This window comes from Micromonospora sp. NPDC005173, assembly GCF_040608515.1.
In the GTDB taxonomy this organism is placed as follows: domain Bacteria; phylum Actinomycetota; class Actinomycetes; order Mycobacteriales; family Micromonosporaceae; genus Micromonospora.
In genome coordinates this window covers 1-17,583 of record NZ_JBEXIK010000015.1, presented here as the reverse complement: position 1 = coordinate 17,583, position 17,583 = coordinate 1, and the positions used below count along the sequence as shown (strand labels likewise).

Genomic DNA, 17,583 nt, shown 5'->3' with positions numbered 1-17,583 from the left:
CCGGATCGGGCGGTGCTCAGCGGGACCGGGCCGCGACCTCGGGTGAGGTGCTCTCCAGCGGAACCGCGTTCGCCGGGACGAGGCCGAGCTGGACCGCCGGCCGGGTCAGCGCCGCGTCCAACGCCCAGTCGGCGCCGACCCGGCTCCGGTTGCCCGGCATCGCCATCAGGTGGTACGTACGGGTGACCGCCTTGGCGGGCAGTCCGGCCAGCGGCACGTGCAACGGGTTCGCCGCCGCATCCTTACCGCCCAGGTCGACCACCCAGCCCAGGTCGTGGTGCTTGTACGGCTTGCGCTGCCCGAACCCGTACGACGCGGCGATGTTGTGCGCCGCGAGCTTGCCCTGCCGTTGGGCGTGCTGGGCGGTCATCGTGCAGACCTGGCCGGGGCGGGTCAGGTCGGGCACGGCGGCGGCATCGCCGCAGGCGTACACCTCGGGGTAGCCGGGGACGGTGAGGAACTCGTCGACCACCAGGCGGCCCTTCTCGGTACGCAGGCCCAACTCGTTGACGAACGGGTCGGGGCGTACCCCCACGCACCACACGAGGGTGCAGGTGGGCACGTACTCGCCGTCGGTGAGCTTCACCCCGTCGGCCGTCGCCTCGGCCACCGAGGTGCCCATCCGCACGTCCACCCCACGCCGGTCGAGCACCTTGTGCGCGGTCTGCGACATCCGTTTGTCCAGCTCCGGCAGCACCCGGGGCGCGACGTCGAGCAGCATCCAGCGCGGGCGGACGGTGAGCCGGGGCCGTTGGGCCTGCAACGCGTCGGTGAACAACTGCCCGTGCGCGGCGACCTCGGTGCCGGTGTAACCGGCGCCGACCACCACGAAGGTGGATCGGGCCCGCTGCTCGGCCGGGTCCTCGGCCTGCTCGGCCAGCTCGATCTGGCGGACCACGTGGTCGTGCAGGTAGACCGCCTCGGGCAGGCCGCGGAAGCCGTGCGCGTACTCGGTCACCCCGGGGATGGGCAGCAACTTGTTGACGCTGCCCACGGCGAGCACCAACCGGTCGTACGCCAGCCGGTTCTTGTCGCCCTCCGGCTGGGTGAAGCCGACCCAGCGGTTCTGCAGGTCGACGTGATCCGCCTCGCCGATCACCACCCGTACGCCCTTCAGCGTCCCGGTCAGCGGCACCGCGATCCGCTTGGGCTCGACCACCCCGGCCGCCACCTCGGGCAGCAGTGGCAGGTAGAGGAAGTAGTCGGTGGAGTTCAGCACCACGATCTCGGCCCGGTCCCGGGCGAGCCGGCTCAACGTCTTCGCCGCGTGGTAACCGGCGAACCCGGCCCCCACGATCACCACACGAGGTTTCGTCATTGCGGGCCGTTTCCCGTCGAAGGCCAGGACAAACGTCGAACCACCGGGACGGCGGGCGCGGTGGGCGAACGGCGGGCGCTGGCGGGAGGGAACTTCAGCTCGGCTGGAGCCGGACGTGACCGCTGGTCCGCACCGCCTCCACCGCCCACAGTCGGCCGAAGGCGCGGACCCGCTCGGCGGTGATCCGGCCCAGCTCTTCCGGAATGTCCGGATCGAGCATCAGCCGTCCCTCGACCGGGTTGACGCCGAGCATGGCGCGGACCAGGGCCAGCGGGGTGCCGGCCGCCCACGCCTGCGGGCTGCACGCGGTCGGGTACGGCACGGCGAACAGCAGCCGCTCCCGCGGGTACCCACTGAGCGCCTCGGGCAGCCGGTGGCCGAACTGCTTGGCCGCGTCCAACATCGCCAGGCTGATCCGGTTCGCCTCCGCCCGGTAGCCGTACCGCGCCAGGCCGAGCACGGCGATGGAGTTGTCGTGCGGCCAGACCGTGCCGAGGTGGTAGCCGAGGGCGTTGTAGAGGCGCTCCTCCCGGGACAGCGTGCGGATGCCCCAGCCGGAGAACATGTCCGGCGACATAAGCTGGCGCACCACCGCGTCGGCCCGCTCCGGCGGCACGATCCCGCTCCACAGCAGGTGACCCATGTTGGAGGTCTTCGCGTCGACCGGGTTCTTGTCGCCGTCCAGCGCGACCGCGTAGTAACCGCCCCGCTCCTCGATCCAGAAGTCCCGGTTGAACCGCTCGTACAGGGTGCCCGCCTCGTCACGCAACCGCCGCGCCAGGACGGGACTGTCCAACGGCCCGTCCAACAGCTCGGCCAGCCGCAACTTCGCGTCGTAGGTGTAGCCCTGCAGGTCGCAGGTGGCCAGCGGGAGCACCGGGATCCGGCCGTCGGCGAAGCAGATGCCGTCCGGAGAATCCCGCCAGCACTGGTTGCCCAGCCCTTCCCGGGAGCGGGTGGCGTACTCGACGTATCCGTCGCCGTCCCGGTCGCCGTAATCGTCGATCCAGCGCAGCGCGGCGAGCGCGTTGTCCCGCAGGTGACGCACGGTCTCGTGGTCGTGGGTCCACCGCCAGTACTCGGAGAGCAGGATCAGCCAGAGCTGGGTGGCGTCGGCGGTGCCGTAGTTGGGCGCGTACGGCTTGGCCCCGGTGCGGGTCAGCTCGCCGCTGCGCACCTCGTGCATGATCTTGCCGGGCTCCTCGTCGGTGAAGTCGTCGCACGCGTCGCCCTGGAGCCGGGCCAACGCGAGCAACGCCCCCTTAGCCAGCGACGGCCCGGCGACCAGCGTCTGGTACGCGGTGATCAGCGTGTCCCGGCCGAAGACGGTGAGGAACCAGGGCAACCCCGCACCGGGCAGCAGGATCCGCTGGCCCTTGACCTCCAGGTCGAGCCGCAGAGCGGCGATGTCGTCGCGGGACCTGGCAACCGTGCGTTCCAGGGCCTCGTTGTCGCTGCTCAACACCGCCCGGTCGCTGGTCCACCGGCGCCGCGGGTCGTCGGCCCGGCGGTGGATCACGTCGGCGATGTCGCCCCGGACCGCCTCGACCACCCCGAACCCGGACGGCAACGGCACGTGCAGGTCGACCTTCCACTCCTGGCGCGGTTGCAGGTCCAGCTCCCAGACCAGGTCGTCGCCCTCGATCCGGTCGGCCGGCACCGAGCAGCAGACCCGGGTCTGCGCGGAGAAGTCTCCGTGGTGGTAGGAGAAGCACAGCTCGGACCCGTCGGCTGCGTGGTTGCGGGCGATCTCCGCGGACCGGTCCCGGACCACCGACTTGACCTCGAACAGGTCGGCGAAGTCGACGGCGACGGCCAGCCGCAGCTCCACCCGGACCGGCTCCGGCCGGAACGACGCCAGTTCCAGCCGCTCGTAAAAGCCGTCGCCAACGTAGCGCAGCCGCCGGAGGCTCAGACTGTCCGGGGGCAGCCCGGGCAGTTCCGGGTGGGTCAGCACGTACTGCGCCGAGTAGTGGTCGATGGTCGCGGCGCGCAGCACCAGCAGTTCGCCGCCGTTGAGGGTGACCGTCCAGCCGCTGAGCAGCCGGGTGTCCAGATGCACGAGCCCACCGATGCTGCCTGGTGGCACGTCACCGGACGGGTTGGAGTACATGAACGTGGGCCCGCTGAGCACGGCGAGCGCGTCGTGGCCCAACTCGGGCGGCATGGCCCGCTGGTCACCGCCCTCCCCGGGCGCCTCCGCGAGCAGGCCCGGGTTCGGGTTCGTGGGGGTGGCGCGCACGACAGCCATACCACCCACCGTAGGAACGCCGGGTGCCACGAGTCATCACCCGGTTCGGGTGAAAGCCATGGAACATCCACGTCCGGCGATGTAGACAGACACTGCCATCGATGGAGAAGATGCCGGAATGGGATCTGACGACACCGGCGACCGACCCACGAGGTCCACCCGCCGCACCTTCCTGTCCGCCTCGGCCGCCGCCACCGCGGCGACCGCCGCCACCGTGGCGATGCCCGCGCTCGCCGCGCCGGCCGCCGCCACCGCCCCGCCCGCCGGCCCCGGCCGCCCGACCCGCCCCCAGCGGCCCGACCGTGAGCTGCGCGAACTGCTGCGCCAGGTCGACCCCCGGCGGATCGAGGCGATCGTGCGCCGGCTCGCCGCGTTCGGCACCCGGCACACCCTCTCCAGCCAGGACGACCCGCAGCGGGGCATCGGCGCCGCCCGGGACTGGATCTTCGCCCGGATGCAGGAGTACGCGGCCACCTCCGGCGGCCGGATGAGCGTCGAACTTCAGTCGTACGTCCAACAGCCGGCCTCGCGGATCCCCACCGCGACCCGGATCACCAACGTGGTCGCCACCCTGCGCGGCCAGAGCTCCCCGAACCGCACCTACGTGGTGACCGGCCACTACGACTCTCGGGTCACCGACGTGATGGACGCGGTCAGCGACTCACCCGGCGCCGACGACGACGCCTCCGGGGTGGCCGTGGTCATGGAACTCGCCCGGTTGATGGCCACCCGGCCCACCGCGGCCACCATCGTCTTCGCCGCGGTCGCCGCCGAGGAGCAGGGGCTGTACGGCTCGGCGTACCTGGCCCAACAGCTCAAGGCGGCCGGCGCGGATGTGCATGGCATGTTCAGCGACGACATCGTCGGCAGCAGCACGGCCGACGACGGCACCCGCGACCCGTACGCGGTGCGGCTGTTCGCCGAGGGAGTGCCGACGGCGGAGACCCCGGCGGAGGCGAGCACCCGGCAGTCCGTCGGCGGCGAGAACGACTCACCGTCGCGGCAGCTCGCCCGGTTCGTCCAGGACGTGGCGGACAACGACGCCACCGGCATGCGGGTGCGGGTGATCTACCGGCGGGATCGCTACCTGCGGGGCAGCGACCACATCTCGTTCCTGCGGGAGGGCTGGCCGGCGGCGCGGTTCACCGAGCCGAACGAGGACTTCGCCCACCAGCACCAGGACGTCCGGGTGCAGGACGGGCAACAGTTCGGTGACCTCCCCGAGTTCTGCGACTTCGGGTACATCGCCCGGGTGGCCCGGGTCAACGGCGCGGCGCTCTGGTCGCTGGCCCAGGCGCCCGGCACGCCCAAGGCCGCGATCATCGTGACCACCGATCTGACCAACAACACGACGCTGCGCTGGCAGCGCGGCGACGAGCCGGACCTGGCCGGCTACGAGGTGCTGTGGCGGGAGACCACGGCCGCCGAGTGGCAGCGGGTGATCCCGGTCGGCGACGTCACCCAGGTCAGCATCGACCTGTCCAAGGACAACGTCTTCTTCGGCATCCGCGCGGTGGGCCGCGACGGCCTGCGCAGCCCGGTCGCGTTCCCCCGACCGGGTAGCTGAGCGGCGGGCGGCCGGGACGGTCCCGTTCGACCGCCCCGGTCGTCCCCTTGACGCCTCGCGACCAGCGAATTGGCGGCGCGACCTCCAGGCCGGCCGTCGAGCGGGACCGGCGGCCGTTCAGGTCGCCGTCGGCGCCGTGATCGCCCACCGCTCGTGGTCGCGCCACGCGCCGTCGATGAACAGGTAGTCCGGAGAGAAGCCCTCCAACCGGAAGCCCAGCTTCTGTGCGACCCGCCGGGACGGGTCGTTGCCGGGCTGGATGTTCGCCTCCAGCCGGTGCAGCCCGAGCGCGCCGAACGCGTGGTCGATGACCAGGGCGATGCCCGCCGAGGCGTGCCCGGTGCCGCTGTACGGCTGGAACGCCGCGTACCCCAGGTAGCCCCCGCGCAGCGCCCCCAGCACGATCCCGCTGATGTTCACGTAGCCGGCGATCTCGCCGCTGGCCCGGTCACAGACCAGGTAGCCGGAGCTGTCCCGGCGCCGGATCCGACTCAGGTACCGGTCGTACTCCTCCGGGCTCTCCGGCGCGGCCAGCCACGGGTGGTGCAGCTCCCGGCTGCGCCGGGCAGCGGCGACGAACTCGTCGGAGTCGGTGGGTCGGGGTCGGCGGATCGCGGCGGGACCACCGGTACGCAGGTATCTCACGGCCGACCACTCTGACCGACCAACCCGCACCCTGTCCAACCGCACACGCCCGTGCCGCCCGTGCCCATGCCCGCCGCAAGATCGTGCTCGATGGCCGGGTGCGGCAACCTCGCTACCGGGGCGTCAACAGACCGAACTCGCCACCGTCGGGGTCGGCCATCGCCAGCCGGCTGGCGCCACCTTGGTCGGCGTCGATCCGCCTCGCCCCGAGAGAGAGCAGACGTTCGACCTCCACCTGCCGATCGCCGTCGAGAGGTGGAGCGAGGTCGTAGCGCACCCGATCCCGGCCTCCGTTCGGCATGAACGGTGGTCCACCCCACGTGATCTTCGGGCCGCCGCGCGGCGACTGGATCGCGGTCTCCTGGTCCTGATCCCAGACCAGCGGCCACCCCAGCGCCTCGCTCCAGAAGTACCCGACCTCCTGCGAACCGTCGCAGGACAGCGCACCGATGAACCCGCAGTCGGCCAGGAACTTGTTGCCCGGCTCGATGACGCAGAACTCGTTGCCCTCCGGGTCGGCGAGCACCACATGCTCCTCCTCCGGGAGCTGGCCGACGTCGATGTGCCGTCCGCCGAGTTCCAGTGCCCTGGCCACCGTCTGCTGCTGCTCCTCCAGAGAGCCGCTCGTCAGCTCGAAGTGCATTCGGTTCTGGACGACCTTCGGCTCCTGGCTTGGAACAAAGCGGATCCGGAAATCGGTGTCAGCACTAGGCAGGAGCATGACGCCGTCGTGCGGATCATCGACCATCTCCCGACCCAGGACCCCGGACCAGAACTGCGCGAGACGCAGAGGTTGGCTCGCATCGAAGCTGACCGCGAACAGTTGAGAAGTCATCGCTCTGCTCATCTCCGATCCACTGACTGACCGATGTCGAGAGGGAGCCCTGTCAGCCCTTGGAGCGGAAGCCTAGGGGTGAGCCGGGTCGCCCGCACCCGAGTATTCGGCGGTAGCCAGGGCATCCGCGCTGAGCGTGTTTCCGCAGCCGCTGGCAAGGGTCACGATCGTCATCTGACAAGACCCGCCTGATTCCTCCTGGCTTGACGCATGCCGATATGGGTATACGATGGCGTCCATGGCACGAGCAGCGACGACGTCGGACGTCTTCAACGCGATCGCCGAGCCGCAGCGCCGGGAGATCCTGTTGCTGCTGCGGGCGGGTGAGCGGCCGGTGACCGAGTTGGCCCAGGAGCTGGGGATGACCCAGCCGGGGGCGTCCAAGCACCTGCGGGTGCTCCGGGAGGTCGGGCTGGTGCGGGACCGCAAGGCGGGCAAGCAGCGCCTGTACGGCCTTGACGCCCGCGGGCTGCGACCGGTCCACGAGTGGACCGGCGGGTTCGAGCGGTTCTGGAACGAGAGCTTCGACCGGTTGGACGCGTACGTGCAGGACCTGAAGCAGGCAAGGCAGGAGGAGTAGCTGATGAGCGAGATGGGACGAGGAGCGCCGGCGCAGCCCGCGACGGCTGACCGGGAGATCGTGATCTCCCGGGTCATCGACGCCCCACGGGAGCTGGTGTTCGAGGCGTTCACCGAGGTGCGGCACCTGTCGCGGTGGTGGGGTCCGGAGGGGTTCACCACGACCACGCGGTCCTTCGAGTTCCGCGAGGGCGGGGTCTGGGACTTCGTGATGCACGGGCCGGACGGGACGGACTACCAGGAGTGGATCTCCTGGACCGAGATCGTCCCGCCGGAGGGGATCGCGCTGCTGCACGGTGAGTCCCGCGGCGACCCGAACGCCTTCGAGTCGGTCCTGACGTTCGCGCCCGACGGGACGGCGACCCGGATCGAGATGCGCACGGTGTTCCCCACCAAGGAGCTGCGCGACGAGGCGGTCGAGAAGTACCACGCGATCGAGGGCGGCCAGCAGACCCTGAGCAACCTGGCTGCCTACGTCACCGAGAACGTTCGGAAGGGAGCTGAGGGCTGATGGCCGGGAAGGTGTTCTTCAGCGTGTCGATGTCGCTGGACGGTTTCATCGCGCCCGAGTCCCTCGGGGACTTGATGGGGCAGCAGTGGATGGAACTGCAGGCGTGGATCTTCCCGCAGCGGTTCCTCCGGGAGAACCTGAAGCTTGGCGAGGGCGGCGAGGAAGGGCGCGACAACGACATCGTGCGGGAGACGTTCGAGCGCACCGGCGCGAGCGTGATGGGCAAGCGCATGTTCGACGCCGGCGAGCAGGCGTGGCCGGAGGAGGCGCCGTTCCACACGCCGGTTTTCGTCGTGACGCACGAGAAGCGTGACCCCTGGGAGCGGCCGGGTGGGACCACCTTCCACTTCGTCAACGATGGCATCGAGCCCGCGCTCGACCAGGCCCGCGAGGCCGCCGGCGACCGCGACGTCCGCATCGCCGGCGGCGCCGAGACGATCCTGGAGTACGTGAACGCCGGCCTGATCGACGAGTTCTCGATCGCGCTGTCGCCCGTGCTGTTCGGCTCCGGAATCCGCCTGTTCGAGGGCGTGGACGCGGCCCGCGTGGCCCTGGAGCCGGTCCGCGCGGAGCCCTCCCCGAGGGTGACGCACCTGACCTACGCCGTCCGGGAGCGGTAACTGTCTCGACCTCAGCGCTCCCCCGCCGAGGTCAGCAGCGCGGTGAGATCCTCGACTATTCCTCGCCGACGGAGCGCGACAGCACCAACGCTTGAGCGGCGATGACCCGTTCACCGTTGAAGGTCAGCGCTGGAGACCCGTACAGCTGATAGCCCTGGTCGAGAAGGCCGCTGACCCGGGCGCAGAATTCAGCATCATCGGGTCCGGTGATGAGGCGGTAGCCGAGCGGCCCAGAGAGATCTGACACCGACGCATTGTGCCCGACCGGCCGTGCCCGAGCCCAGTCGCGGCTATCGCTCCGTGAGCGTCAGACGTCGGCTTCGAGGGCGAAGGTATTGCCGTCCGGGTCCTGGAACCACGCGATACGTCCACCGCCGGCCCGAGCGGTGATCCCCTTGGCATCGTGCTCGAACTGGTCGTAGCGGGTGAACTCGACGCCGGACGCGACAAGCTCGTCAACGATCTGGTCGAGGTCGTCGACGTACCACGTCGCCAGCGTCGCCGGGGTCTTCCCCGCGGTGACCGACTGGTACACATTCAGCGCCGGCCCGCCACCAGAACCATAGATGCGGCTGCCGTCGGCGATGGCGGCGCTGGGACCGGACCGCAGCACGGGCAGGCCCAGTTTGCCTTCGTAGAACGCGATCGCCTGCTGTATGTCGGACACGGCGATCGACGTTCTCACGTGATAGCTGCTCAATGGCATGAACCACTGTCTCACGTGGGCAGCGGGCCGGTTGAGCGATCCAAGCGGCGGCGGCCTCCACCGGACTGACCTCGCGTGTGCTGTCACAGCTCCACCCCGGCCGGTGTCTCCATGCCGAGACCCATTCGACGAGGAGGAGACATGACCAGCAACACCCGGATTCCCCAGGCCGAGATCACCGGCCTCTACGGCGCCGTCCTGAAAAGATTCAGCAGGAAGAAGTTCGGCGAGGTGCCGGAGGCGCTCGGCGTGCTGTGGCACCACCCGCAGGTGCTCAAGTTCGGCTTCAGCCTCAGCCAGAAGGCCGCAAAGTGGAACGAGTGCGACAAGGATCTGAAGTCCTACGCCCACATGGCGGTGGCTTCCCTGATCGGCTGCTCGTTCTGCCTCGACCTGGGGTACTTCATGGCGCACAACGAAGGGCTCGACGCGGCCAAGGCCCGCGAGGTGCCGCGCTGGCGGGAGTCCGACGTCTTCACGCCACGGGAGCGCGACGTCCTGGAGTACGCCGAGGCGATGTCGCAGACCCCACCGGCCGTCACCGACGAACTCTCCGCTCGGCTGCTCAAGCAGCTCGGGGTGCCGGCGTTGGTCGAACTCACCGCCTGGATCGCGCTGGCGAACCAGGCCGCGCGTACGAACGTCGCCCTCGGCATCGAGGCCGCGGGTTTCGCGACCTCGTGCGGCCTGGCACCCCTGACACAGCCGGGCGGCGCCGCGTCGCGGGCATGACCGACGGTCCGTCGACTTCGCCCCGCGGACGCACGTTCGCGGTCGCCTGACACCGGGTGCCGTCGGTGGCCGGGTCGGATCCGTTGCGGATGCGAGGATCGACCGGTGGATGACGAATTGTTGGCCGCGATGGCGCGGGTTCAGGACGCGTTCGTCCGGTACCCGCGCCGGGGGGTGCTGGACGGCTGCCCGCATTGCCGGGGCTCGGTGCTCGTCGACGATCACGACTTGTTCGCACTGACCATCAGCCTCGGCAATACGGTCGGCAGCCGCGACGACGTGAAGAGTCTGCTGCCGGTGCTGCTGGAGCGTCTGGTCATGTCAGGGGAGCTCGACCCGCACATCGTTTTCGGCAAGTTCTCCCACGAGGAGTGGCGTACCTGGCCACAGGTCGAGCAGGAAGCCGTCGACGGGTACCTCGACGCGGTGTGGCGGTCGGTGCTGGCAGGCCACCCGTCCAGGTTCGAGTCGTTTCTCGACGCGGTGACCTTCCTCGATGCGACCCTTCTCATCGGCGAGAGCATCGACCGATTCCTTCACATCTGGGACGTCACGCTCACCGCATCGGCAGACCGTCACCTCGCCGAGACGGTGAACGGACTCAACTTCGCGGCCCAGAAGCCGAGCGCTCTTGGCGACTGGCTACGTCGCGACACGACCCGCGACCGGCTGCACCGTGCGTTCGAGCGTGACCACGATTCGGCCTGGGCGGATGATCTCGCGCGGGCTTACGATCTCCTCCGCGTCTGAAGGGGCCACGCTCGGTGATGGCCCGCCTCGCGTTAGAGCGGGCCGGGGAACGTCTGCTCCATCGGCATCGGCACCTGGAGGAAGGTGGTGCCGCGCAGGTCCAGCCACGCCCGGTCGGGCCCGCGGACCAGCCGCAACATCACCTCCTCGCAGGACGGGCAGCGTGCGACCAGGCCCGGGGCGTGCGAGAAGACGTGCAGGCTGGCCATCGAGCCGGTCATCCCGCAGTTATCGCAGCGACCCGTCGCGGTGCTCAGGTCGACGGCGAACAGCTCGCGCAGCGGGCCGTCGAGCATGTTGCCGTCCAGGTACGACATCTCGGTCATCGGGTCTCCTCGGCGTTGGGTGGGCGACGGGCTCAGCCGGTGGGGCCGAAGCGTTCGGTCTTCACCCGCCGCGACGGGTGGCCCAGCCCCACCAGCAGGTCGGCCACGGCCTCCACGAACCCGGTCGGACCGCACACGTAGGTGAGCGGTTCCAGGTCCGGCGGCCAGCCGTGGGTGTTCACGTCGGCCAGGCCGATCCGGTGCGGCTCGCCGCGCCAGCCCTCGGGCGCCTCGCGGGTGTACACGTACGCCACGTCCAGCCCGAAGTCGTCGCGGACCCGGCGGCGCAACTCGTCGGCGTAGATCACGTCGTCTGGCGTCCGCACCGAGTAGACCAGCCGGAACGGCACCCGGCTGCCGGTCTCCCGGCGCGCCCGGATCATCGCCATCAGCGGCACGATGCCGGAACCGCCGGCGACCAACTGCACCGGCGCGGTCTCCTCCGGCCGCCAGATGAACCAGCCGCCGAGCGGTCCGCGCACCTCCACCGGGTCGCCGGGACCAAAGACGTCGATCAGGTACGGCGACACCTCGCCGTCGTGCACCCGCTGCACGGTCACCTCGATGCGCGGGCCGCCGGGACCGTCCACCACCGGCCCGGCGATCGAGTACGACCGGGCCGCCTGGTAGCCGTCCGGCGCGGTCAGCCGCACGTCGACGTGCTGCCCGGGCAGGTGCCCCGACCACTCCGGCACCTCCAGCACCAGGGTCTGCGCGCTCGGCGTCTCGACCCGGCGCTCCACCAGCCGGCCCACCTGCCAACGGATCGGCGCGCGCGCCGGGGTGCCGGTCGCCACGGCGCGCTCAGTCACCTTGGTACCTCTGTTCGCGCCACGGGTCGCCGTAGTCGTGGTACCCGGCGGTTTCCCAGAACCCCGGCTCGTCCATCGTCTTGAGCCGGATGCCGCGCACCCACTTGGCGGACTTCCAGAAGTACAGGTGCGGCACCAGCAGCCGCGCCGGCCCACCGTGCTCGGCGGGCAGCGGCGCTCCGTCGAAGGTGTGCGCCACCCACGCCCGGCCGCCGCGCAGGTCGTCCAGCGGCAGGTTGGTGCTGTACCCGCCGTAGGAGTGCGCGAGTGCGAAGTGCGCGCCGGTGTCGACGCCGTCCAGCAGCACGTCCAGCGAGACGCCCTGCCAAGTGGTGCCGAGCTTGGACCAGTGGGTGACGCAGTGGATGTCGACCATCGGCGTCTCCTGCGGCAGCGCCATCAGCTCCTGCCACGACCACCGGTACTCAGTGCCGTTCTCCGCGGCGATGACGAACTCCCAGGTGTCCAGCGACACCCGGGGCGTCGGGCCGGCCGACAGCACCGGGAAGTCCTCGGTCAGGTACTGCCCAGGAGGCAGGGCCGGCTCCTGTGAGCGGGGCCGGCCCTGGAAGCCCGGTGACACGATTCCCATTGCACAGTCGTACCACCCGCGTCGGCCGGGGCGGGAGCTTTCCCGCGTACCCCCTCATCGCCCCGGCGCGGCGTGGTCAGTGCCGCTCCGCAACCACCTCGCGGTCCTCGGGCTGTCCACCCCGAGTGGCGCGCAGGCTGGTCATCGTGACCACCACCAACACACCGATGATCACAACGAGCGAGGCCAGGGTGGGGATCTGCGGAACGCTGTCCCAGATGCCGTGCGCCCAGTGCAGACCCAGCTTGAGACCGATGAACGCCAGGATGATGGCCAGGCCGTAGCTGAGGTGCACCAGCCGGCTGAGAGCCGCGTGCAGGACGAAGTAGAGGGCACGCAGGCCGAGCAGGGCGAACGCGTTGGTGGCGAAGACGAGGTACGGGTCCTCGGTGATGCCGTAGACCGCGGGCACCGAGTCGACGGCGAAGACCACGTCGGTGGCGAGCACCGCGACCACCACCAGGGCGAACGGGGTGAGCGCCCGCTTCGCGCCCTGCCGGACGGTCATCCGGGTGCCGTGGTATTCGTCGACCACCGGCATGAACCTGCGGAGCAGCTTCACCGCGCGCATGTTGTTGATGTCGACTTCCTGCTGATGCCCGGAGAGGGCATCGCGGAGCAGCTTCACCGCGGTGGCGATGAGGATGATCGCGAAGAGCAGGAAGGCGAAGTCGAGGGTCTGCAACGCGGCCGCGCCGAGCGCGATGAAGACGGCCCGCAGCACCAGCGCACCGGCGATGCCGTAGAGGAGCACCCGCTGGGCGAGCACAGCCGGCACCGCGAACGCGGCCAGCAGCAGCATGAAGACGAAGAGGTTGTCGACGGAGAGCGACTTCTCCACCAGGTAGCCGGTCAGGTACTGCACGCCCAGCTCGGAGCTGTAGCGGGCCCAGATCCAACCACCGAACGCCAGCGGCAGGGCTATGTAGAACGCCGACCAGCCAATTGCCTCCCGCATGGAGACCTCGTGCGGGCGGCGGGTCACCAGGAAGTCCAGCACCAGCAGCAGGAGCACGCCGGCGATGGTCACCACCCACAGAGTGGGCGTGCCGATCGTCGTCAGCTCACTCGCGGCAGACAGATACGACACTTCGGTCATGGGGCCTCCTCGAACACCGTGTCATGTTCGAGGTCTCCTTCACCCACCGACAGGTGGACAACCACCCGAGGCGCGCCGGGCGCGCCGTACTGACCGGAATGGTTCGTGGGAAGTACTCCCCTCGCACGACAAGGTTAGGCCAGGCTCAATCGCCATGCCAAACCGAACATAGGTGGTTGCCCTGGCCAACTGCTGTGCACTCCCGGAGAGCCACCGTCAGCCGCGACGCAGGGTCGCGCCCGGGGCCATGGCCTGCTCGACCAGGTCCCGGTAGTCGCGCGGCAGCTGGGTCGCCACGTCGTCGAACTCCCCACCGCTGATCGCCTCGCGCAGGGTCGTGAAGACCGCCCGGACCGCGTCGCGGGCGGCGGGGTCGTCCACACCGGCGCGCAGCGCGACCCGAGCGGCGAACTCGGCCGCCCCGAACCGGTCCGCCTGCTCGGTGCGCGGGCTCGGTTTCAGCACCAACTGCAACGGCTTGGGCAGTTGGACAGCCAGGTCCAGCACCTCGCCACCGGTCAGCCGCTCCGCGAGCGTCTCCAGCACGGCCCGGGTCAGCTCGACCGACCGCTCGGACGGTGCCCTGGTCCGCTGGGAAACCTGGTCGATGAAGGTGTCGTAGTTCATCGCGTACTCCCTCGGGTCGGGCTCGCGTCGGCGCCTGCGGGTACCCGCGGCGACGAGGCGGAAACGGCACCGATTCCTCCGCCGGACCGGGCGTGACCCGGCAGCGGGCGGGTAACCGCCGCCGGTCGTGACCACATCAATGCCCCGAGGGAGCTCCTGCCATGGCGAGCTACACCGAGGTCCTGCAGTACCTGTCGAGCCTGGACTACCCGGCCGAGAAGGCCGACGTGGTCCGCGAGGCCGAGCGGGAAGGGGCCCCGCCGGACGTGCTGAAGGCGCTGCGCGCCCTGCCGCCGGTGGACTACGCCAACGGCACCGAGGTGGCCCGGTCGGCCGGCATCGAGGCTGCCCCCGAGGTGGGCCCCGCCCAGCGGGCCGCGCAGGCCCGGGACAACAAGCCCAACCGGGTCTCGCAGCACCTGCGCGGCATCTGACCCGGCGGTGGCGGCCCCAACTCTGCCGCGCGGGCGGCGCGGATGACCAACACGGGTCCGCTGTCCCGACCGCCGGACGGGCACACCCCGGCCGCGTTTCAGCTCGTCCTGGTGGGGGCGGTCGGCGCCGTCGCCGGTGGTGTCTTCGCCGTTCTGGTGTCGCCACTGCTCGCCCCGCTGGTCGGCTGGGACGCGGCGGCGCTGAGCTGGCTGGGACTGGTCTGGCGCAGGCTCTGGCCGCTGGACGCCACCCGGACCTCCCGAGTCGCCTCGTACGCGGACTCCAACCGGGCCACCCGTGACGTGGTGCTGCTGATCGCCTGCACGGCGAGCCTGCTGGCGGTGGGGCTGGTGCTGGCCAGCGCGCACTCCGCGCCACCCGGGCCGGTCCGCGAACTGTACGGCGGGATGGGCGTGCTCAGCGTGCTGCTCTCCTGGCTGGTGGTGCACACCGTGTTCGCCGCCCGGTACGCCCGGATCTACTACACCGGCCCGGACGGCGGGGTGAACTTCAATCAGTCCGAGCCGCCCCGGTACTCCGACTTCGCGTACATGGCGTTCACCATCGGGACGACGTTCCAGGTCTCCGACACCAACCTGACCAGCAACGAGATGCGCCGCACGGCGCTACGGCACTCGCTGCTGGCGTACCTGTTCGGCGCGTTCATCATCGCCGTGACGGTGAACCTGCTGGCCGGTCTGGCCAAGTGAAAGTGAGTGCCCGCCCGACCTGACCCCGGATGCGACACGGGCGGTGGGGTGGAGCGCCGGGACAGGCGGGCGCCCCGGGGCCACGAACCGCGACCGGGGGCGCCACGCAAACCTGCCCAGGCGGTGAACCGCTCCCGAACCGGGTGCGATCACCAGGCGGTGGATGCCCACTCGAACCGAGCGGCCAGCACTGCCGGGTCCAACCATACGACAGAACATCCTCCGTACGGTCAGATTTTGGCTAACTGTGGGCCAGCGCACGTCATGGCCGTCCGGTTACCTCCGCGTACCGGTGCTCCAGGTCGACCCGGGCAAGTGCCCCCACCAGCCAGGCCAGCCGCTCCGACTCCCCACCGCCGGCCAACCCGGCCAGGTCGTCCGCGGACCGGCCCAGCCCGAGCCGGCGGGCCGCGGTCAACGCCCGCCGATCGGCCACCGGGGCCACCTCCCGCCACAGCGCCTGCGCCTCGCGCAGGAACAGGTCAACCACCTGGTCGTCCACCCCCGGCAGCTCGTCGAGCAGCGCCCGCTCCCGCGCCGGGTCGTGGTGCGCCATCGCGCGCAACCGCCGCAGGTCGCCGCGGTACCGCTCGACGACCGTGCGAGCCAGGTCGCCCAGCACATCGGCCAGCGCGTCCACGTCGCCGCGCTGGCCGCTGTCGCGCAGCACCCGCACCCGGTCCTGGTGCAGGGAACGGGCCAGCCGGGCGGCGCTGTCCCACCCCTCGTCGCGCAGTGCCCGCGCGCCGTCCAACGCCCGGCGGAAGTCGCCTCGGCGGGCCAGCAGCACCGAGAGGTAGAGCACCTGGAACAGGCTCGCCGGGTTGTTGGTGACCCGGAAGCCGTACTGCTCGGCGAAGCCCCGTCCGCTGCCGGCGAGCCGGCGGGCCAAGCGCTTCCGGTCCTCCATGGGAGTGATCAAACTGGTCGCCATGTCGGCGACTACCCGCGCCGCCGTCGGTCACACGCCGGCTGCAGGACCCACACCTGGCCGCCCACCGGCGGCCGGCGCTGCCGGCCCGGCCGGAGCGTGGCGTCAGCCGTGCAGGCCACCCGTGCGGTCGCGGGCCTTCAGCCGGGTGGTGGGCAGGGCGGGCGCCGGCAACGGCGGCGCGGGATCATCGGCGACCACGCCGAAGCGGCGCCCGGCCATCCAGTCCTCCCGGGCAGCCACGACCTCCTCGTGCGAGCGGCCGACGAAGTTCCACCACATCACCAGCGGCTCGTCGAACGGCGTCCCGCCCAGCAACAGCAACCGAGCCCCGGCCCCGCCCCGCACGGTCAACTCGCGGCGGCCCGAACCCAGGTACAGCAACGCCCCCGGTTCGAACCCGACCCCGCCCGCCTCGGCAGAACCGTTCATCGCCAGCAGGGCGTACTCGAAGTCGGGCCGCAACGGCAGGGTGGTCGGCGCCGGCCCGCTCAGCTCCAGTTGCACACCGACCAGTGGCGTGTGCACCACCGCCGGGGACCGCTCACCGGCGAACTCACCGACCAGCAGGGTGACGTCCAGCTCGCCCTCGCGCCAGCGCGGCAGGTCGGCGTGGTGGGCGAAGTCCGCCGCGCCGGCCCGCGCCGGGTCCGGCAACGCCACCCAGAGCTGTACGCCGTGCATCACCGGCGGATGCGTGGCCGGCGACCGCTCGGAGTGGGCGATCCCGTGCCCGGAGGTCATCACGTTCAGCTGACCGGGCCGGATCGGCTGGACGTTGCCGAGGCTGTCCCGGTGCAGAATCTCGCCGTCCAGCAGCCAGGTCACCGTCTGCAGGCCGGTGTGCGGGTGCGGCGGCACCTCCATGCCGGGCCGCTCCGCCACGTCGTCCGGGCCGAAGTGGTCCACGAAGCACCACGCGCCGACCATCCGCCGCGGGCGCTGCGGCAGCAGTCGCCGGACGGTCGTGTACCGGCCCAGCGGCACGTCATGGCCGGGAAGCAGCACGCTGCCGGGATCGACGGCGGCCACGCCGGGCGGGCGGGTCTCCGCCAGCATTGATTCAGTACGCTCCACCGCCCGACTGTACGCTCGCGCCCACCCGCGCCAACGGCGCTTCCCACCCGCGGTCGCAGTGCGGTCGCAGTGCTTCTCACCCACTCCCTTTCGGCGCGCGCGGTCGCCGACCAGAGATGGCGAAACGCCGCTGGCCGGCACCCCCGGGGGGGTGCCGGCCAGCGGTTCGTTCATGCGGTGATGCTGGGGTGGGTCAGCTGTTCCAGTTCTGGCCGACCAGGTCGGTGGCCTGCTTCTCCCACTGGGCGTAGGCGTCCGGGTAGGCCGACACCTGCACGGTCTGCGCGGCGTCGGTCAGCGGCATGTCCTGCCACCCGTCGACCTGCTTCAAACCCTTGAGGAACGCGGTGGTCGAGTACTCAGGATCGGTGATCTGCTCCGGCGTACCCCAACCCGAGCTCGGCCGCTGCTGGAACAGGCCCAGCGAGTCGTGGTCGTTCATGTCGCCGAGGTGGCCGAG

21 protein-coding genes and 1 pseudogene are annotated in these 17,583 nt (G+C 70.8%); 8 read left to right on the top strand and 14 right to left on the bottom strand.

Features of this window, described 5'->3' with window-relative positions; translation table 11 throughout:
• Positions 1–16: 16 nt before the first annotated feature.
• Positions 17–1,318 (bottom strand): NAD(P)/FAD-dependent oxidoreductase, encoded by a 1,302-nt coding sequence (locus ABZV00_RS18455; protein WP_355607620.1) that lies wholly within the window; start codon positions 1,316–1,318, stop codon positions 17–19.
• A gap of 94 nt (positions 1,319–1,412) precedes the next feature.
• Positions 1,413–3,569 carry a glycogen debranching N-terminal domain-containing protein gene (locus ABZV00_RS18450; protein WP_355607617.1) on the bottom strand — a complete coding sequence of 719 codons (2,157 nt, stop codon included), beginning with the start codon at positions 3,567–3,569 and terminating at the stop codon, positions 1,413–1,415.
• A 118-nt stretch (positions 3,570–3,687) separates the two neighbouring features.
• On the opposite strand from ABZV00_RS18450, the gene ABZV00_RS18445 reads away from it, so the two are divergent.
• Positions 3,688–5,136, top strand: coding sequence for a M20/M25/M40 family metallo-hydrolase (locus ABZV00_RS18445; RefSeq protein WP_355607615.1), 1,449 nt, complete (start codon positions 3,688–3,690; stop codon positions 5,134–5,136).
• A gap of 117 nt (positions 5,137–5,253) precedes the next feature.
• On the opposite strand, the gene ABZV00_RS18440 is transcribed toward ABZV00_RS18445, so the two are convergent.
• Together ABZV00_RS18440 and ABZV00_RS18435 are read right to left on the bottom strand one after the other, a co-directional pair.
• The gene (locus ABZV00_RS18440; protein ID WP_355607612.1) at positions 5,254–5,781 is read right to left on the bottom strand and encodes a GNAT family protein; all 528 of its coding nucleotides are present in this window, start codon (positions 5,779–5,781) and stop codon (positions 5,254–5,256) included.
• A 112-nt stretch (positions 5,782–5,893) separates the two neighbouring features.
• Complete coding sequence (locus ABZV00_RS18435; RefSeq protein ID WP_355607609.1) at positions 5,894–6,616, bottom strand: VOC family protein; 723 nt, start codon at positions 6,614–6,616, stop codon at positions 5,894–5,896.
• Positions 6,617–6,854: 238 nt separating this feature from the next.
• On the opposite strand from ABZV00_RS18435, the gene ABZV00_RS18430 reads away from it, so the two are divergent.
• Genes ABZV00_RS18430 through ABZV00_RS18420 form a run of 3 tightly spaced genes read left to right on the top strand, consistent with a single transcriptional unit; the run spans position 6,855 to position 8,326 of the window.
• The gene (locus ABZV00_RS18430; protein WP_168509396.1) at positions 6,855–7,196 is read left to right on the top strand and encodes a metalloregulator ArsR/SmtB family transcription factor; all 342 of its coding nucleotides are present in this window, start codon (positions 6,855–6,857) and stop codon (positions 7,194–7,196) included.
• A gap of 3 nt (positions 7,197–7,199) precedes the next feature.
• Entirely contained in the window at positions 7,200–7,706 is a 507-nt protein-coding gene (locus ABZV00_RS18425) for an SRPBCC family protein (protein ID WP_355607606.1), read from the top strand.
• Positions 7,706–8,326, top strand: coding sequence for a dihydrofolate reductase family protein (locus tag ABZV00_RS18420; protein ID WP_328417191.1), 621 nt, complete (start codon positions 7,706–7,708; stop codon positions 8,324–8,326). The genes ABZV00_RS18425 and ABZV00_RS18420 overlap by 1 nt, the downstream gene beginning before the upstream one ends.
• Before the next feature lie 55 nt (positions 8,327–8,381).
• Here the strand turns inward: ABZV00_RS18420 and ABZV00_RS18415 are convergent, their stop codons facing one another.
• Together ABZV00_RS18415 and ABZV00_RS18410 are read right to left on the bottom strand one after the other, a co-directional pair.
• Positions 8,382–8,573 (bottom strand): DUF1737 domain-containing protein, encoded by a 192-nt coding sequence (locus ABZV00_RS18415; RefSeq protein WP_328417193.1) that lies wholly within the window; start codon positions 8,571–8,573, stop codon positions 8,382–8,384.
• 60 nt (positions 8,574–8,633) lie between these two features.
• Positions 8,634–9,011 (bottom strand): VOC family protein, encoded by a 378-nt coding sequence (locus ABZV00_RS18410; RefSeq protein WP_355607603.1) that lies wholly within the window; start codon positions 9,009–9,011, stop codon positions 8,634–8,636.
• Positions 9,012–9,173: 162 nt separating this feature from the next.
• On the opposite strand from ABZV00_RS18410, the gene ABZV00_RS18405 reads away from it, so the two are divergent.
• On the top strand, positions 9,174–9,764 hold the full coding sequence (locus tag ABZV00_RS18405; protein ID WP_355607600.1) for a carboxymuconolactone decarboxylase family protein: 591 nt from the start codon (positions 9,174–9,176) through the stop codon (positions 9,762–9,764).
• 105 nt (positions 9,765–9,869) lie between these two features.
• Positions 9,870–10,514: a hypothetical protein gene (locus ABZV00_RS18400; RefSeq protein WP_355607598.1), complete on the top strand. Its 645-nt coding sequence runs from the start codon at positions 9,870–9,872 to the stop codon at positions 10,512–10,514.
• A gap of 32 nt (positions 10,515–10,546) precedes the next feature.
• Here ABZV00_RS18400 and ABZV00_RS18395 read toward each other — a convergent pair whose 3' ends face one another.
• The 5 genes from ABZV00_RS18395 to ABZV00_RS18375 form a co-directional block, all read right to left on the bottom strand.
• A complete protein-coding gene (locus tag ABZV00_RS18395) occupies positions 10,547–10,840 on the bottom strand; it encodes a DUF6510 family protein (protein ID WP_328417201.1) in 294 nt (97 codons plus the stop codon).
• Between the two features lie 32 nt (positions 10,841–10,872).
• A complete protein-coding gene (locus tag ABZV00_RS18390; protein WP_355607898.1) occupies positions 10,873–11,637 on the bottom strand; it encodes a ferredoxin reductase in 765 nt (254 codons plus the stop codon).
• A 7-nt stretch (positions 11,638–11,644) separates the two neighbouring features.
• Positions 11,645–12,244, bottom strand: coding sequence for a sulfite oxidase-like oxidoreductase (locus ABZV00_RS18385; protein WP_328417203.1), 600 nt, complete (start codon positions 12,242–12,244; stop codon positions 11,645–11,647).
• Between the two features lie 76 nt (positions 12,245–12,320).
• Positions 12,321–13,343 (bottom strand): TerC/Alx family metal homeostasis membrane protein, encoded by a 1,023-nt coding sequence (locus tag ABZV00_RS18380; RefSeq protein ID WP_355607594.1) that lies wholly within the window; start codon positions 13,341–13,343, stop codon positions 12,321–12,323.
• 216 nt (positions 13,344–13,559) lie between these two features.
• Positions 13,560–13,970 (bottom strand): DUF2267 domain-containing protein, encoded by a 411-nt coding sequence (locus ABZV00_RS18375; RefSeq protein WP_355607592.1) that lies wholly within the window; start codon positions 13,968–13,970, stop codon positions 13,560–13,562.
• A 161-nt stretch (positions 13,971–14,131) separates the two neighbouring features.
• On the opposite strand from ABZV00_RS18375, the gene ABZV00_RS18370 reads away from it, so the two are divergent.
• Positions 14,132–14,404 (top strand): DUF2795 domain-containing protein, encoded by a 273-nt coding sequence (locus ABZV00_RS18370; RefSeq protein WP_355607589.1) that lies wholly within the window; start codon positions 14,132–14,134, stop codon positions 14,402–14,404.
• 42 nt (positions 14,405–14,446) lie between these two features.
• Positions 14,447–15,115 (top strand): DUF1345 domain-containing protein, encoded by a 669-nt coding sequence (locus ABZV00_RS18365; RefSeq protein ID WP_355607586.1) that lies wholly within the window; start codon positions 14,447–14,449, stop codon positions 15,113–15,115.
• 262 nt (positions 15,116–15,377) lie between these two features.
• Here the strand turns inward: ABZV00_RS18365 and ABZV00_RS18360 are convergent, their stop codons facing one another.
• The 3 genes and pseudogenes from ABZV00_RS18360 to ABZV00_RS18350 all read right to left on the bottom strand — a co-directional run.
• Positions 15,378–16,049 (bottom strand): hypothetical protein, encoded by a 672-nt coding sequence (locus tag ABZV00_RS18360; protein WP_355607583.1) that lies wholly within the window; start codon positions 16,047–16,049, stop codon positions 15,378–15,380.
• A gap of 102 nt (positions 16,050–16,151) precedes the next feature.
• Positions 16,152–17,123, bottom strand: coding sequence for a pirin family protein (locus ABZV00_RS18355; protein WP_355607580.1), 972 nt, complete (start codon positions 17,121–17,123; stop codon positions 16,152–16,154).
• A gap of 193 nt (positions 17,124–17,316) precedes the next feature.
• Positions 17,317–17,583, bottom strand: a pseudogene (locus ABZV00_RS18350) (hypothetical protein); the annotation flags it as partial.

What these genes read in the sequence shown, in the direction of transcription:
- ABZV00_RS18455 (WP_355607620.1), bottom strand. Translation starts at nt 1,318, where the DNA reads ATGACGAAACCTCGTGTGGTGATCGTGGGGGCCGGGTTCGCCGGTTAC.
- ABZV00_RS18450 (WP_355607617.1), bottom strand. Translation starts at nt 3,569, where the DNA reads ATGGCTGTCGTGCGCGCCACCCCCACGAACCCGAACCCGGGCCTGCTC.
- ABZV00_RS18445 (WP_355607615.1), top strand. Translation starts at nt 3,688, where the DNA reads ATGGGATCTGACGACACCGGCGACCGACCCACGAGGTCCACCCGCCGC.
- ABZV00_RS18435 (WP_355607609.1), bottom strand. Translation starts at nt 6,616, where the DNA reads ATGACTTCTCAACTGTTCGCGGTCAGCTTCGATGCGAGCCAACCTCTG.
- ABZV00_RS18430 (WP_168509396.1), top strand. Translation starts at nt 6,855, where the DNA reads ATGGCACGAGCAGCGACGACGTCGGACGTCTTCAACGCGATCGCCGAG.
- ABZV00_RS18425 (WP_355607606.1), top strand. Translation starts at nt 7,200, where the DNA reads ATGAGCGAGATGGGACGAGGAGCGCCGGCGCAGCCCGCGACGGCTGAC.
- ABZV00_RS18420 (WP_328417191.1), top strand. Translation starts at nt 7,706, where the DNA reads ATGGCCGGGAAGGTGTTCTTCAGCGTGTCGATGTCGCTGGACGGTTTC.
- ABZV00_RS18405 (WP_355607600.1), top strand. Translation starts at nt 9,174, where the DNA reads ATGACCAGCAACACCCGGATTCCCCAGGCCGAGATCACCGGCCTCTAC.
- ABZV00_RS18395 (WP_328417201.1), bottom strand. Translation starts at nt 10,840, where the DNA reads ATGACCGAGATGTCGTACCTGGACGGCAACATGCTCGACGGCCCGCTG.
- ABZV00_RS18385 (WP_328417203.1), bottom strand. Translation starts at nt 12,244, where the DNA reads ATGGGAATCGTGTCACCGGGCTTCCAGGGCCGGCCCCGCTCACAGGAG.
- ABZV00_RS18380 (WP_355607594.1), bottom strand. Translation starts at nt 13,343, where the DNA reads ATGACCGAAGTGTCGTATCTGTCTGCCGCGAGTGAGCTGACGACGATC.
- ABZV00_RS18375 (WP_355607592.1), bottom strand. Translation starts at nt 13,970, where the DNA reads ATGAACTACGACACCTTCATCGACCAGGTTTCCCAGCGGACCAGGGCA.
- ABZV00_RS18370 (WP_355607589.1), top strand. Translation starts at nt 14,132, where the DNA reads ATGGCGAGCTACACCGAGGTCCTGCAGTACCTGTCGAGCCTGGACTAC.
- ABZV00_RS18365 (WP_355607586.1), top strand. Translation starts at nt 14,447, where the DNA reads ATGACCAACACGGGTCCGCTGTCCCGACCGCCGGACGGGCACACCCCG.
- ABZV00_RS18360 (WP_355607583.1), bottom strand. Translation starts at nt 16,049, where the DNA reads ATGGCGACCAGTTTGATCACTCCCATGGAGGACCGGAAGCGCTTGGCC.